We start from the raw sequence: 14,089 nt of genomic DNA, 5'->3' as shown, positions 1-14,089 counted from the left end.
TTACTTCCCGTTGCCCGGGGTGATCTCCGGATGATCACCCTCGTCCTCCTCGATCTCGCGGCGCCACGCTTTCGAGATGAAGGGACGCACAAAACCGTAGATGAGAAACAGGACGAACATCAGCGCGGGCATCCACTGGTAGTTCACCGCGCTGAAGACGATGATCACGATGATGAGGAGGAAGCGCGGGATGGAGCGCTGCGACCGCCAGCCGAGACCCTTGAAGCTCGGGTAGCGCACATGGCTGAACATCATGAACGACAGGAAGAGCATGAGCGCGGCGAGGGCGTACTTCCACTGACCGATGGTGCGCTCACCCTCCTGGAGCCAGAGCATGAAAAGCGTGAGCGAGGCAATCAGCCCGGCGGCGGCGGGAATCGGGAAACCGACGAACTCGTCGGAGGGCGGATCGTTCGGCTGCTTGGCCTGGGCATAGCAGTTGAACCGCGCGAGGCGCAGCGCGCCGCAGAGCAGGTAAACGAAGGCGATGAGCCAGCCGATGTTGCCCTCAAAATCGCGGAGCACCATCTGGTACACCATGAGCGCCGGGGCGACGCCGAAGGAGACAATGTCCGCGATGGAATCAAACTCCCGGCCAAAGGCGCTCTCGCTGCCGCCGAGGCGGGCCAGCCGACCGTCGAGAAGGTCAAAGACGCAAGCGCCGAGAATAAAGAGGATCGCCTGGTGGTACTGGGCCACGACGGAGCCGCCATTGTCGAGAATGAGAGCCGCCTCGATGAGCCGGAGGACGGCGGCAAATCCGCAAAACAGGTTTCCTGCCGTCATCAGGTTCGGCAGGAGGTACACCTTGGGCTCCCGGGGCGATGTCATTTGGCTTTGTGGATCAACCTGGCCACCGCCGTCTCGCCGCCCTTCACCCGGTCACCCTTCTTCACAAGGATTTCCGCTTCCAGTGGCAGATCGACTTCCGTACGGGAGCCGAAGCGGATCATACCGAAACGCTCCCCGCGTTCAAGGTGATCGCCGACCGCTTTCCACGGGCAGATGCGGCGGGCAATCGCGCCCGTGATCTGCCTCACAATGACAGTGCCCTGCGCCCCGGCGATGACCCAGGTGCGGCGGGCATTGAGCTGGGATGAAGCGGGGTTACGTGCATCTACGAAACGACCCTTGGCTCCCTGAGAGTGAATGATTTCACCCTCGATCGGGCTGCGGTTCACGTGAACGTCGAAAACGGAAAGGAAAATGCCGATGCGCTTCACCTTGGTATTCAGGTGCTCGGTTTCATCGAGTTCCTCCACTTGCACGACCAGGCCGTCCGCCGGGGCGACGACCAGTTGCAGGTCCGCAGGCGGCTGACGCTCGGGGTCGCGAAAGAAATAGACTGAAAACAGGAACATCAGCGCCACCACGATGGACAGAATGGGAAAGAGCAGGACCGTCGCGATCCAGCACACGCCCAGAATGCCCAAAATCCATCGGGCCTCGCCCAACGCTCGAAACTTCATCGCGGCAGCATAGCGGGATGTCGGGCGGGCGCTAGTCCGATTGCGAGTTCTTTGTCCTCGCGTGTTGAAATCACCGCCGAACCGCCTAGGCTGTTGGGATGGCAGTGCAATCCGACATGACGATGCAGGAGCTCCTGATGGAGTTCCCCGGGGCTCAACGGGCTCTCTTCCGGCACTACCACATCGGCGGCTGCCAGAGTTGCGGCTTCCGTCCCGACGAGACCCTGGCGCAGGTTTGCGAGCGCAATGGCGGTCTCGATCCTGAGCAGGTGCTGGAAAACGTACGCCTCGCGTGGGAAGAGGACAAAAAGCTCCTCGTCGAACCCTCCGACGCCGCGAAAACCCTCGCAGCGGGGGAAGCAGACTTCATCGACATCCGTACGCAGGAGGAGTTTGACGCCGTGCACATCCCGGGCTCCAGCAAGTTCACCCAGGAAACCATGCAGGAGGTCCTCGGCACCGCCGCCACCGGACGGCAGGTTATCCTGATTGACCACCAGGGCAGCAAGGTGCTCGACGCCACCACGTATTTCGCCGGTCACGGCCTCACCACCGTCAAGGGCCTCCGCGGCGGTATCGACGCCTGGAGCCTCGAGGTGGACTCAACCCTTCCCCGCTACACTCTCGAATGAGCGACGATCTCGAAGCCAAAATCCAGGAAGCCCTCCGCAACCCGCAAAACGTCGGAGAAATGTCCGAGGCCGATGCTGTGGGCACGGTCGGCAGTGAAGGCTGCGGCGACATGCTGCGCATGTGGGTGAAGTTCAAGGAGGAGAACGGTCGCAAGGTCATCGACAAGGCGACTTTCCAGACCTTCGGCTGCCAGACGGCCATTGCGGTCGCCAGCGTGGCGACGGAGTTGATCCGCGGCAAGACGCCCACCGAGGCGCTTTCGCTCTCCGGTGAGGACCTTTCCGCTCCGCTCGGGCCGCTCCCGCCCATGAAGATTCACTGCGCCCAGCTCGTCGAGGGCGCGCTCAAGGACGCCTTGGCCGGGGAATCCAAACCGGCCGCGCCTGCTCCCCAGCAGGCTCCCACCCTCATCGACAGCCTGCAGGAAAAAGCCAGCGGGCTGAAAATCACTTTCAAGAAATAGCCATGGACCACCGAGAAATCACCCTGTCACGCGATTGCGACGCGATCCAGATCCCCAGCGGCCACCCGATCGTGCTGCCCGCGGGGATGAATGTCATCATCACCCAGTCCCTCGGCGGCACCTACACTGTAGCCACGCCCGGCGGCCTCGCCCGCATCGAGTACAAGGACGCCGACGCCCTCGGCCTTGATCCCACCAAGGAAGGCAGCGAGAAAGTCGCCATCAGCGGCCCGCTCGAGGAGGCCGTCTGGAACCAGCTCAAGACCGTCTTTGACCCGGAAATCCCCGTCAACGTCGTCGACCTGGGCCTGATTTACGACTGTCAGGTGACCAAAAAGGAATCCGGCGGCGCCTCCGTGCTGGTCAAGATGACCCTCACCGCTCCCGGCTGCGGCATGGGTCCCGCCATCGCGTCGGACGCCCGCTACAAGATTCTCGCTCTCGACGGCATCGAAGACGCCGAAGTCGAGCTCGTGTGGGATCCGGCATGGAATCAATCCATGATCAGCGAGGAAGGCCGCATGAAACTCGGCCTCGTCTAGTCGTTCATAATCAAGGGAATCCACGAACGTTTCGGCTTAAATCGCGCCAACGTGCGGTTTTCGGTTGCTTTTCGTGGATTTCCGACGAAACTTTCCCGCCCTATGAGTCAACATCCCAGCCTTAAGGGCCAAGGCGCTATCAAAGCCAAGCGCAGTGTGCTCAAGCGCTTTGAGCGTGTCGAGCTCCTCAAAAAGCGCGGCCAGTTCACCGAAGGCCAGCGCGTGATCGGTCTGCCCAAGACCAAGCCTGAAGAATAGGTCGCAATGCGACTCAACCGCTTTCTGGCCGCCGCGGGCTATGGTTCCCGGCGAGCCTGCGAAGCGCTTATTCTCGATGGCAAGGTCTCGATCAACGGGCACTTCGTCCGCGAGCTTGCCACGACCGTAAGTCCAGAGGACGACGTTCGCGTCGCTGGTAAGACCGCCCGATCCGCCCCCCAAGTCTATCTCCTGCTTCACAAACCGCGCGGCTACGTCTGCACGCGGTCCGATGAGCGTGGCCGCAAGACCATCTTCGACCTGATCCCGGGCCACTTTGGTCGGCTTTTCCATGTCGGCCGCCTCGACAAGGACAGTGAAGGTCTCATCCTGCTCACGAACGACGGCAACCTGTCCCAACGCCTGACCCACCCCGCCCATGAGGTGGACAAGGAGTACGAGGTGCTGATCGACAAGCCCTTCGACTCCACCCTGAAGCCCAAGTTTCTCCGCGGTTTTCAGACCGAGGAGGGCCGCGCCAAGGTCGAGGGTCTACACGTGATCGCCCCGACGCACCTCAAAGTCATTCTCCGCCAGGGACTCAAGCGCCAGATCCGCCTGATGTTTTACCAGATGGGCTATGAGGTGAAGCGCCTCATGCGCGTCCGCATCGGCCCCGTCGAGATGGGCCGCCTGAAATGCGGAGAATGGCGTTTGCTCAAGGCCAGCGAAGTTGCCTTGCTCTCGGGAAGCGGTAAAAAGAAGGCTAAATGAAATCACCCATCGCAGCCTTCGCAGGTTCGCCACCCGCCCTTGGTCCCTACTCTCTCGGTGTTGTCGGAGAGGGGAAATTCGTCTTCGTTTCCGGCATGGTGCCATTTGACGCCGCCGCCGGGAAGATCCAGCGCGGCACGATCGCGGAACAAACCGAGATCGTCATCACCAACATCCGCAACGTCCTCGCCCAGGCGGGCGCGACGCTCGCCGATGTCGTGAGCTGCCGCGTCTACCTCTCCGAGCTGAATCCGGAGACCTTCAAGGAAATGAACGAGGTCTACGGCAAGCACTTCGGCGAGTCCAAACCCGCCCGCGCCACGGTCGGCGCGCAGCTCCTCGGCTTCGACGTCGAGATCGAGTGCGTCGCCGTCCTGAACTCCTAGAAGCGAATTCGCGAAGGGCTTTTTCAACACCACTGCCCTTCGCGGCAACCGCGATTCCGTTTCCTTTCTCCGTCTTCATGGAGGAAAACCGCCAAGCCGACTGGCTCGCCTGGAGCTTGCAGTATCTCCTCGGCCTCCTGGTCGGAGCCGTAATCGGCGTTGCCAGCACCGGGCGTCGGCACAATCTGTCCTTGCTCGTCCCGGACCTCCTTTTTCCCGCGATGGGCGGAGCCGCCTTGATCGGCGCTGGCCTGGCCTCGCTCCTCGGCGACCGGCTTTGGATCGGATCGAGCTACAAATTCATCCCTCCGGATGCGCCCAGGCATTCGCTTCTCAGCAGGATGCTTTCGTTTCTGTCCATGGGAGCCGGAGCCGTGCTGATCGGGCTCACTCTGTTCAACAATTTCACGCGCAACGCGTAGAAGCGCTCACTGGCTTAAGCAGGCAGCTAATCGTATTAGCTTATCCTTTGGGAGCCTTGGAGGGGCGACTGTCCGTAGATAGCGCCCCGGTGATGAGGGTTTGCAGGAACCGGCTCATTTCCGTCTCGAAATCAATGACGAGATGCGCGTGTTCCGGGGCGGAAAGAAGCTGTCTCGTATCGGCAGAGATCTGGCAAAGCGGCCAGATGCCGCCGACGTGGGCGAAGATGGGAATCGTCAGCTCTAAGGCAGCCTCCTCCGACAGGGCGGGCAGAGCATGCGCCATGGCAGCAGCGAGAAGTTTGCGCCGTGCAAGAAATCCGATGCGAAAATTGAGCACGAGGGCGGGCGTGAGCGCATGCTCCAGGACGGGATTGAAGACACCGACCATTCGCGAGTAGTCGCCATGCTTGAGAAACGTCGCGGTGACGGCGCGGGCCACACGCGCGGGCGTGCCCCGGCCCCGCAGCCGGTGGAGCGCGGCCTGCACATCGGCAGCCCATTGGACGCCATGGCGCTGGAGGACGAGCAGATAGATGTGCTCCCGCGACTCAAAGTAGCGATAGAGATTGGACTTTACCGTACCCGCCCGGGTGGCGATGTCGCCGAGGCTGACATTCTCCAGACCCTTTTCTTTCAGCAGGTCATAGGCGGCCGCGAGGATGGCGGATTGCCGGGACTCGATTTGCTCCGGGGTGCGAGCTCGGCTGAATGCGGGGATTTTTTTCGCGGCCATGATTTGACAAGAGAACAGTGTTCTCTTATTTATCTAACGGTTGGCTGAAATTTAAAAAGCCAAAAGAGAGACCAGCCATCGCAGGAAGATTTCGCACGTTTCCACTTTCTTTCGAAAACCCACGGAAAGCAACCGCACACACATCATGAGTCAGATCCACGCCTACGCCGCCACGAACGCCAAAGGAACCCTGGAGCCCTATAGTTATGATCCAGGTGATCTGGGACCGGAGGAAGTCGAAATCCAGGTCTCGCATTGCGGCATCTGCCACTCGGACCTCTCGATGCTCGACAATGACTGGGGCATGACAGGATATCCCTTCGTGCCCGGGCACGAAGTGACCGGAACGGTCGTGGCGCTGGGAGAGCAGGCGAAGGGCCTGAAGATCGGCCAGCGCGTCGGCGTGGGCTGGTCGGCCTATAGCTGTCTGTCCTGCCCGCAGTGTATCTCGGGCCATCATAATCTTTGCGCGACATCGCAGGGTACGATCGTGGGACGGCATGGAGGATTCGCCGACCGGGTGCGCGTGCAGTGGCTCTGGGCGCGACCGCTACCCGAGGCGCTGAGCTTTGAAAAGACCGGCCCCCTCCTCTGCGGCGGCGTGACAGTTTTCACGCCCCTGCTCGCGTATGGTGTTTCGCCGACGTCCCGCGTGGGAGTGATCGGCATCGGCGGCCTCGGCCACATGGCGCTGCAATTTGCCAACAAATGGGGCTGCGAAGTGCATGCCTTCACCACCAGCGACAGCAAGGAAGCCGAGGCTAAGCAAATGGGAGCGCATTTCGTGCATAACACGAAGAAGCCCGATGCGCTGAAGAAGCTGGCCGGCAGCCTGGACCTGATCATCTCCACGATCAACGTACCGCAGGATATCCCCGGGCTGCTCAACACGCTGGCTCCCCTGGGACGCCTCCATGTGGTGGGCGCTGTGCTGGAGCCGATGCAGGTCCCGGCGCTCGGCCTCATCTTTGGGCAGAAGTCGATCACCGGTTCCCCGACGGGCAGCCCGTCCGCATTGGATTACATGCTCGACTTCAGCGCGCGGCATGGCGTGGCCCCGGTGACGGAGCTCTTCCCGATGTCGAAAGTGAACGATGCCCTCGAGCATCTTCGCTCGGGCAAGGCACGGTATCGCATCGTGCTGGAAAACGATCTGGCTGCGTAAGGCCGACCATCGATCCCCATTTTCAAAAAGTGAGCATTTCCTCTCGGGAGGAGTACGACCTCGTCGTGCTCGGAAGCGGCGAGGCTGGGAAATACCTGGCCTGGACGGCGGCGAAGCAAGGCCGACGCGCAGCGGTGATCGAGCGCCAATATATCGGCGGGTCGTGTCCGAACATTGCGTGTCTGCCAAGCAAGAACATCATACATAGCGCCAAGGTAGCCTCATATTTTCACCGGGCGGCGGAATTCGGCATTCGCGCGCCGGACTGGGAAATCGCCATGGAAGCCGTGCGTGAGAGGAAGCGCAAGATGGTGTCCGGTTTGCTCGACATGCATCTGGAAAACTTTCAGAAGAGCGGCGCGGAGTTAATTCTCGGAACAGGGCGATTCATCGGTCCCAAAGCGATCGAGGTTAAGACGCCTGAAGGGGACACTCGTCAACTTCTCGGAAAACAGGTGGTAATCAATACGGGAACACGGGCGCGGGTGGACGACACGCCGGGGCTGGCGGAGGCATCACCCCTCACCCACATCGAGGCCCTGGAGCTCGACTCCATCCCGAAACATCTCATCGTGCTGGGGGGTGGATACATCGGACTCGAGCTGTCGCAGGCGATGCGGCGGTTCGGCAGCCGGGTGACAGTGTTGGAACGGAACGAACGCCTGGTGCACTCGGAAGACGACGACGTGACGGAAGCGCTGCATGGATTGTTCCTCGACGAGGGGATCGAAGTCCTGACGGGCACCCACGTAACGAATGTGGAAGGTCGCTCGGGCCAGGCGGTGACCGTGTATGCGGAGCACAGCGGAAAGAAGATTACGATCCACGGCACCCACCTGCTGGCGGCAACCGGTCGGCTGCCAAATACCGAGGGCATCGGCCTGGAGGTGGCCGGCGTGGACGTGACAGAGCGCGGACATGTGAAGGTGAATGAGCGCCTGGAGACCACCGCGCCCGATATATGGGCCGTGGGAGACTGCGCAGGCAGCCCGTACTTTACCCACATCGGGTACGATGACTTTCGCATCGTGCGGGACAACTGGGCAGGCGGCAATCGCACGACCACCGGGCGGCAGGTGCCGTACTGTATGTTTACCGATCCGGAGCTCGCACGAGTGGGCCTGAGCGAGAAGGAAGCAAAAGCACGCGGAGCATCCTATCGACTGGCCAAGGTGCCAATGGCAGCGGCATTGCGCACGCGAACTCTCGGCGAAACACGGGGCTTTATGAAAGCGCTGGTAGAGCCGGAAGGCGACCGCATCCTCGGCTTCACCGCCTTTGGCACAGGTGCCGGAGATCTGCTGGCTCCTGTGCAAATCGTCATGCAAGCAGGACTGCCTTTCACAACACTCCGAGATACGATCTTCACGCACCCGACCATGCCAGAAGGGCTGATCGCCCTCTTTGGCAGCGTACCTGCTAGAGTTACCTGAAGCGTATTACCAAGTAACAAAGCATAGCGGGCAATTCTGCATCCCGCGAAGAATTGGGTTCCAGTGTCCGGGGTAGATGCAACGAGAAAGAGAGCATTTTGCATCTATCCTGTTGCCTCAAGTTCTGCTAACGCTTGGATATGAGGAATATCTCCATCCTCATCTTCCTGATTGTCTTTTCGACCATCGCGGCGAATCACGGGCGCTCATTCCAAACGCAAACGGGAAAATGGATGTGGGACAACTCCGATGTCGTCTGCGTCGCCCGATGGAAAAAATGGACGGCTCGCGAATCCGCCCCGGGAAAGACGGTTTTCCTGGTGGAGTATTGTGAGCTCCAGTCACTCAAAGGGGCTGAGAGATTTCCAAAAACGGGAACGATTATCCTGACTATGCCCGACATGACGGAAAGGATACCCAGCGGATTCTCGCGCGAGTTTCCTGACAACTTGGCGACGTTGCTCTTCTTGAAAAATGAATCGGGATTGCTTCAACCGCCTCCGGACGGCGACTGGCAGTTTTGCCCAGTCTTCGAATACAAGGACCCGCTTCCCCAGTTTCACTCCCTCAAGGAGCTGCTGATTTGCGCAGCCAATACACAACCAGACAACTGCTATGCATTTTTCGACCTGATGACCGGCTTCGAAGATCAAGAGCTTCGCGACTTCCTCGTGGCCAAGAGCCAGTCAAGTGATCTCAGAACGGCGTACTTTGCTCTCTCCACGCTATCCAGCGACAAAGATCCCGACGCCTACGAGCTTGCTGAAGCTGCGCTGGAGCGGGGACAAGACACCATGTCGCCCGATTTGCGAAAATCCTTCGAACACCTGATCGAGAATACGGAACACTTCGCTAAACAGCCGCCCTTGTAGGAACGCGATTTTTGCGAAGGGAAAGGAAAGCTACCGCCATGCCTAGAGCGGCGAGTCCCAGCGTCTGTGGCTCCGGGACGGGAACGACATCGGTCAGTGTGCTGCCGTAGCGAAGCTCGTCGAAGGTCACGCTATCGTTCACATTGACGAACTGAGCGTAGTTGGTGGACTGGAACCAATATGTGGTCGGTGTGTTGTTATTATTCGTGTTTGAGACACGGCCGGTAACATTGGACGCACCTGTACCAATAGTCGCCGAATCGAGATAAGACTCCGTGCCTCCCGCGGAAAGGAAACTATTGAACTGGCTCAGGGTCAGCGCATAGAGGGTGCCGGTGCCTGTGCCAGCGGGAATACTCGAACCGACGTTCGTAAACCTGGAAATGAGAATATACGTGGTGTTCAGTTCAAGCCCCGTCGAGCCGACCGTGATATTGCTCGCTGCGTTGTACGAAATACCGAGATTCGATGTCGGCGATCCGCTTGGAGTCCGGGAATCGGCGTAGGAGTTGAATCGCTCCCCGTTGTTTGAAGTATCATTGGAAACGCGGCTCAGAGCTCCATCACCTCTATCAACGCTCGAGAAGCTGGAAAAGTTGACCAGATAGCTCGACCAGAGCGTGCCCACATAAGAATTCAGTGAGAGCTTGGCAGCGCCCACGGCTGTCGGACCGGTGGCGGAAATCGAGCCTCCCGAGGTCGTAAGTGGACCGAACGCCAGCCCGGATTGCACAGTATAATTCGCGACTCCATTGCCGGCGTAAGCAGTGGTCTTGTTGAGGCCGACCGTGCTCGCGTTGGGCGTGATGGTGTTCAAGGTCGAGCCGGTCGTATAGTTGAAGCCTTCGTAAACCAGCAGGGCCGCCTGGGAAGGCACTGCGGATGCCGCAAAGAGAAACGCGGACATACCAAGGGCATGCAGGGGATATGCGTTCATGGGGATTAGTACGTAAATCTACCCCACCTGACCAAGGTTGCGAATTTTTTCCTGAGCGGCAGGGTTCTTTGGATGAGGATCGGCCGCTTACGCCGCGAATAAGGCTCCCATCACGCTTTCCCGCAACGTAGCATGCCACTATTCCTCAGCCATGAGATTGCCGATCGTCGCCGCCGCAGTTCTGTTTTTCCTGCATCCGCCAGCGGCGCGATGCCAGACTGATCCCAAAGCAGCCATGAGAGCTGCGGAGGCAAACTCCATCATCATCCCGGAGTTCAAGGTGCAAAACGTAACGCTCCGGAGTGCGCTAAGTGATCTTCGCAAGCTGTCCTCGGAGTCCGACCCGAGCGGCCGAGGTGTCGATCTGATTCTCAAGCTCAAGTCCGAGGCTCCGTTTGAGCCGAGGCTCTCGCTGGAAGTGCACAGTGCCTCGATGGCACAGGTGCTGAATGTGATCGCCAGCCAGCTCAATATGAAAGTAAGCTATGTGCCTCATGGGGTCGTATTGACTCCGCAATAGCAAGGACATGCAATCTCTACGCGGCTCTCGTGCCTGGGCGATCCTTGCCCTCTTCTCCGCAGGGCTGTGCCTGGGCGTCTTGCCATCAGAGGCGAAGCCAACGTCGCTGATGTCCGGCTCCGCGCTGGCTGAGCAGGCCGACTATATCTACGCCTTCCGGCACCTGAGTTTCCGTGCAAAGGGGTCGCTGAACGGGACGGTCTTTCTCTACATGAAGTACTCGGAGATCGTGAGCTTCAAGGGAGCGCGGCCATTCTTCCGGGGCGGCGTACTGATCGTGGAATCTCCCCCGGGCGATTTCGCACCCGGTGCGCATCTGGAATTCCCCCGCGACACCATCACCCTCGTGTATCTCACGAAGGACAAGGGCACGTTGCGCTTCACCTCAGACAATCCACTGCAAGTCTCGCCTTCATTTCACTTTGAGGGACCCTTGACGCAATTTCGCTCCTTGCAAGAGCTGCTCACCTACGCAGCCCGGCAATCCCAGTCGCCCATCAGTCCGTTTCGCCAACTGCTGGGCGGGCAGGTGCTCCCGAATTCGCCCGCGCCCTAAAGCGTAGGCGGGGTATTGGTCGAGGCCGGGGAGGGTTCCGGGACAACGAAAGCATCCTGAGCCGCCCGGTCGGCGGGAGTCACGATCTGCGCCGGGGCGACGGGGACAGTGCCGGAGCCATTGGCTGGAGCAACGGGAACGGGGACGGCCTGGGTCCAGACGAGCGACGTGCCAACGGGAAGGAGCCGGGCGACACGGGCGATGTTCCAGTTGGCCATGCGAAAGCCGCCGATGCTGTCGTATTGCCTCACCTGATCAGGAATGCTGGTGCCGTGGAGACCGTAGGGCAGCGGCTCGGTGCTGTCGGACTTGGCGAGATTAATCCAGATGATTCCGGCGGGGTTGTTGGGACCGGCTGCGAGATACTGTGGTTCCTGCAACGGAGTCGGAGCAGGCTCGGGATTTGCCTCAGACGCGCCAAAAAGCCGGGGAGCGGGAGTCGCGGCCGCCATTGGCTCCTGGCGGGTTTCCAGCCGGGGACGGGGTATGGCGTTGAGGATCGTCCATGTGCCGCGGCCACGCAGGCCCGGGCGGGCGGAGGTCACCGGTACGACAGCGACGAGTTCCTCTCCGCGGCGGATCTTGAGCAGAGAAAGATCCTCGATCGCGGCGGTGACGGGATGGGCGCTATTGGGCTCAGGTTGGAGCGGCTGGCGCAACGCGCCCTCGATGGCAAAGGGCATCACACGCGGGACGCGAAATGTCGTGCCAGCCTGCGGCACAGTCTGGATCTCGGGATTGATGCTACGCAGGAAAACCTCATCGCAGTGGAAGCGCTCTGCCACGAATTCCCACGGCCCCCGATAGGCCAGCATGGGCGCGGAAATCAGAGCCTCGTAGGCGATGGTGCTACGGGGTTTCGTACCGATGGGAGCGGCAGCTTCGACGCGCTGGGCCTTGGGCGTGACGATGAACTCATAATCCTCGGGGCGCAGCGTGTACTGGCCAAAAATGTCGTTACCCACAACCGACTTGGCCTTTTGCAAGAGAGCCTCGGGCGTGGAGGCGTCGGAATGATTGGCCTGGTACAACTCAGACACTCGGGCGAGCGTGGCGTCGGGTTTGCCGTCAATGGGTCCCGCTGAGAAACCTTCACGGTCGAGGAAGATTTGCAGGATAAGCGTATCCCTTTGTTCTGTGGCGGGATCCTTTTTCTCCTTCTTCGCGGCGTTGGCTTTTTGGATATCCGCCGGCAGAGGAGCAATCGCCCGGGCTTGCTCAGGAGTTGGGATGTTCAGCACCTGACCGATGCGGATCATGTCGGTGTCGAGATTGTTGAACTTCTTCAGATGGATGGCCGAGAGCCCGAATCGCCGGGCGATCACGACCAGGACATCGCCTTTTTTCACCTCGTAGGTCGATTGGGGTGTCGGTGTCGACATGTCCTGGATCGGTGTCGCAACAGGACGAGGTGCGGCCGGAGGTGTCTCGCCCCAGGCCGAGCCATCGGAAGGTACGGGCATCCAGCGCCACTTCACGGCCTGCTCCAGACCCGGCTCGACATTGCGAGTCAGCGGCTTGGCAGGGGCCTGTGGGACCTGTGCGCAGGCGAGCGACCCGGCCAGCACCAGGAACACAGCCGATAAAAAGTGGCGAACCATACCTTGGAATGTGAAGATTTCCGGGAAAGTGCAACTCGGGAGTTGCGATTTCCCCTCTCTCCACTCGCAAACCATGCCGACCATCGCCCGATTCCTCGAAGCCCAGAACAGCCCGTCGAACGGCTATGCCGATGCCCTTGCCGAGCTCCATGCCGAGCGCAAAGTCAGCCACTGGATCTGGTATATCTTTCCCCAGCTCAAAGGACTGGGGACATCCCCGATGGCGCAAAACTACGGAATACGCGACCTGAGGGAAGCCCGGGAATATGCCGAACATCCCGTCCTCTGCGCCCGACTGATCGAAATCACGGCTGTCGTACAGCGACATCTGGCAGCCGGCGCCTCGCCGGAGAATCTGATGGGCGGGCGAACTGATGCGATGAAGCTCGTCTCGTCCATGACGCTTTTCGCCAGGGCGGCCCAGGACCGGGCCTTGCAAGAGGCTTGCGAAGACGTGCTCACCCGTACGGAGACGCAAGGCTATACCCGCTGCGCCTACACCCTGCGAGCGAGTTGATTACTCCGAGGCCTGGACGGTCCGGAGCTGCACGTCGCCGATCTCAAGCTCCAACGCATCCTGAGCCGTGCGGAGGAAACCTTCTGTGGAGTCGGTGAGCGCCACGTCGAGGCGGCCCAACTGATCATCAGGCGCGCCGAGCTGCCGCTCTTCCAGGAGCGTCTTCACGGCGAGCGCACAATTCTCCGCGGAGTCGACCAAGGTCACTCCCGGCCCGGCTGCCCGTCCGATAGCCTCGCGAGCGAGGGGATAATGCGTACACCCCAGGACGAGGGTATCGATATCCTGCGCGAGCAATGGAGCGAGATAACGTTCCAGGACCTGATCGGTAATGGGGTCCTCAAACATTGCCTCCTCGATGAGCGGGACCAGCAGCGGGCAGGCTTCGCTAAAGACGCGAACCTTGGGATCGATGGCATGAATGGCCTTGCCATAGGCTCCGCTGGAAACCGTCGCCCGCGTGCCAATGACCCCGATGCGACCGGACTTCGTTGCAGCGACCGCGGCCGCAGCTCCGGGCGTGATTACTCCCTGGATCGGCACCTTGAAAACGTCTGTCATGCGCGGCACGGCAAGTGCCGAGGCGGTGTTGCAGGCCACCACGATGATCTTCGCCTGTTCCGCCAGGAGCAATCCGCCGATCTCGACCCCATATCGCTCGATGGTCTTGCGGCTCTTTCCGCCGTAAGGCACTCGTGCCGTGTCCCCTATGTAAAAAATCGTCTCCGAGGGAAGCAGGGTCTTCAGCGCGGCTGCCACGGTCAGGCCACCGATGCCTGAGTCGAACACCCCAATGGGGTCGCGGCGCGGGTCGCGCGAGTCTTCAATATCCATCCGATACACGCTATCCAGCCTGACACCGAGG

The 14,089-nt window shown here is 60.5% G+C and carries 19 protein-coding genes; 13 read left to right on the top strand and 6 right to left on the bottom strand.

Annotated elements, in window-relative coordinates; all coding sequences use genetic code 11:
- Complete coding sequence (pssA, locus tag TSACC_RS02375) at nt 1-831, bottom strand: CDP-diacylglycerol--serine O-phosphatidyltransferase (RefSeq protein ID WP_075077798.1); 831 nt, start codon at nt 829-831, stop codon at nt 1-3.
- Nucleotides 828-1,469: a phosphatidylserine decarboxylase gene (locus TSACC_RS02370; protein WP_075077797.1), complete on the bottom strand. Its 642-nt coding sequence runs from the start codon at nt 1,467-1,469 to the stop codon at nt 828-830. Before TSACC_RS02370 ends, pssA begins: the two co-directional genes overlap by 4 nt.
- A gap of 98 nt (nt 1,470-1,567) precedes the next feature.
- On the opposite strand from TSACC_RS02370, the gene TSACC_RS02365 reads away from it, so the two are divergent.
- The 7 genes from TSACC_RS02365 to TSACC_RS02335 all read left to right on the top strand — a co-directional run bounded on the left by TSACC_RS02365 (nt 1,568) and on the right by TSACC_RS02335 (nt 4,887).
- The gene (locus TSACC_RS02365; RefSeq protein ID WP_075077796.1) at nt 1,568-2,101 is read left to right on the top strand and encodes a rhodanese-like domain-containing protein; all 534 of its coding nucleotides are present in this window, start codon (nt 1,568-1,570) and stop codon (nt 2,099-2,101) included.
- Nucleotides 2,098-2,565, top strand: a complete 468-nt coding sequence (locus tag TSACC_RS02360; protein WP_075077795.1) for an iron-sulfur cluster assembly scaffold protein — start codon at nt 2,098-2,100, stop codon at nt 2,563-2,565. The genes TSACC_RS02365 and TSACC_RS02360 overlap by 4 nt, the downstream gene beginning before the upstream one ends.
- Nucleotides 2,566-2,567: 2 nt before the next feature.
- Complete coding sequence (gene sufT, locus TSACC_RS02355) at nt 2,568-3,107, top strand: putative Fe-S cluster assembly protein SufT (protein ID WP_075077794.1); 540 nt, start codon at nt 2,568-2,570, stop codon at nt 3,105-3,107.
- A gap of 102 nt (nt 3,108-3,209) precedes the next feature.
- Nucleotides 3,210-3,365, top strand: coding sequence for a small basic protein (locus tag TSACC_RS02350; RefSeq protein WP_075080550.1), 156 nt, complete (start codon nt 3,210-3,212; stop codon nt 3,363-3,365).
- 6 nt (nt 3,366-3,371) lie between these two features.
- Nucleotides 3,372-4,079, top strand: coding sequence for a pseudouridine synthase (locus TSACC_RS02345; RefSeq protein WP_075077793.1), 708 nt, complete (start codon nt 3,372-3,374; stop codon nt 4,077-4,079).
- On the top strand, nt 4,076-4,465 hold the full coding sequence (locus TSACC_RS02340) for a RidA family protein (RefSeq protein ID WP_075077792.1): 390 nt from the start codon (nt 4,076-4,078) through the stop codon (nt 4,463-4,465). The genes TSACC_RS02345 and TSACC_RS02340 overlap by 4 nt, the downstream gene beginning before the upstream one ends.
- 77 nt (nt 4,466-4,542) lie before the next feature.
- Nucleotides 4,543-4,887, top strand: coding sequence for a hypothetical protein (locus TSACC_RS02335; RefSeq protein ID WP_075077791.1), 345 nt, complete (start codon nt 4,543-4,545; stop codon nt 4,885-4,887).
- Nucleotides 4,888-4,927: 40 nt separating this feature from the next.
- Here TSACC_RS02335 and TSACC_RS02330 read toward each other — a convergent pair whose 3' ends face one another.
- A complete protein-coding gene (locus TSACC_RS02330; protein WP_075077790.1) occupies nt 4,928-5,623 on the bottom strand; it encodes a TetR/AcrR family transcriptional regulator in 696 nt (231 codons plus the stop codon).
- A 145-nt stretch (nt 5,624-5,768) separates the two neighbouring features.
- On the opposite strand from TSACC_RS02330, the gene ahr reads away from it, so the two are divergent.
- The 3 genes from ahr (at nt 5,769) to TSACC_RS02315 (ending at nt 9,093) form a co-directional block, all read left to right on the top strand.
- Complete coding sequence (gene ahr, locus TSACC_RS02325; RefSeq protein ID WP_075077789.1) at nt 5,769-6,788, top strand: NADPH-dependent aldehyde reductase Ahr; 1,020 nt, start codon at nt 5,769-5,771, stop codon at nt 6,786-6,788.
- 35 nt (nt 6,789-6,823) lie between these two features.
- Nucleotides 6,824-8,221, top strand: a complete 1,398-nt coding sequence (locus TSACC_RS02320; RefSeq protein WP_075080549.1) for a dihydrolipoyl dehydrogenase family protein — start codon at nt 6,824-6,826, stop codon at nt 8,219-8,221.
- 392 nt (nt 8,222-8,613) lie between these two features.
- The gene (locus tag TSACC_RS02315) at nt 8,614-9,093 is read left to right on the top strand and encodes a hypothetical protein (RefSeq protein WP_153811212.1); all 480 of its coding nucleotides are present in this window, start codon (nt 8,614-8,616) and stop codon (nt 9,091-9,093) included.
- Here TSACC_RS02315 and TSACC_RS02310 read toward each other — a convergent pair.
- Nucleotides 9,074-10,030: a PEP-CTERM sorting domain-containing protein gene (locus TSACC_RS02310; RefSeq protein ID WP_084400136.1), complete on the bottom strand. Its 957-nt coding sequence runs from the start codon at nt 10,028-10,030 to the stop codon at nt 9,074-9,076. The genes TSACC_RS02315 and TSACC_RS02310 overlap by 20 nt on opposite strands.
- Before the next feature lie 151 nt (nt 10,031-10,181).
- Between TSACC_RS02310 and TSACC_RS02305 the strand changes: the two genes are divergently transcribed.
- On the top strand, nt 10,182-10,550 hold the full coding sequence (locus tag TSACC_RS02305; RefSeq protein ID WP_075077786.1) for a hypothetical protein: 369 nt from the start codon (nt 10,182-10,184) through the stop codon (nt 10,548-10,550).
- 7 nt (nt 10,551-10,557) lie between these two features.
- Complete coding sequence (locus TSACC_RS02300; RefSeq protein WP_153811211.1) at nt 10,558-11,106, top strand: hypothetical protein; 549 nt, start codon at nt 10,558-10,560, stop codon at nt 11,104-11,106.
- On the opposite strand, the gene TSACC_RS02295 is transcribed toward TSACC_RS02300, so the two are convergent.
- Complete coding sequence (locus tag TSACC_RS02295; RefSeq protein ID WP_075077784.1) at nt 11,103-12,707, bottom strand: L,D-transpeptidase family protein; 1,605 nt, start codon at nt 12,705-12,707, stop codon at nt 11,103-11,105. The genes TSACC_RS02300 and TSACC_RS02295 overlap by 4 nt on opposite strands.
- A 73-nt stretch (nt 12,708-12,780) precedes the next feature.
- Here TSACC_RS02295 and TSACC_RS21410 point away from each other — a divergent pair, with 73 nt between their 5' ends.
- Complete coding sequence (locus tag TSACC_RS21410) at nt 12,781-13,224, top strand: DUF1810 domain-containing protein (protein ID WP_075077783.1); 444 nt, start codon at nt 12,781-12,783, stop codon at nt 13,222-13,224.
- Here TSACC_RS21410 and murI read toward each other — a convergent pair whose 3' ends face one another.
- Nucleotides 13,225-14,058 carry a glutamate racemase gene (murI, locus tag TSACC_RS02285; protein ID WP_075080548.1) on the bottom strand — a complete coding sequence of 278 codons (834 nt, stop codon included), beginning with the start codon at nt 14,056-14,058 and terminating at the stop codon, nt 13,225-13,227. It abuts the gene before it with no gap.
- Nucleotides 14,059-14,089 lie beyond the last annotated feature (31 nt).

The organism is Terrimicrobium sacchariphilum, from assembly GCF_001613545.1.
In the GTDB taxonomy this organism is placed as follows: Bacteria; Verrucomicrobiota; Verrucomicrobiia; order Chthoniobacterales; family Terrimicrobiaceae; genus Terrimicrobium; species Terrimicrobium sacchariphilum.
This window is presented reverse-complemented; position numbering and strand designations above follow the sequence as displayed.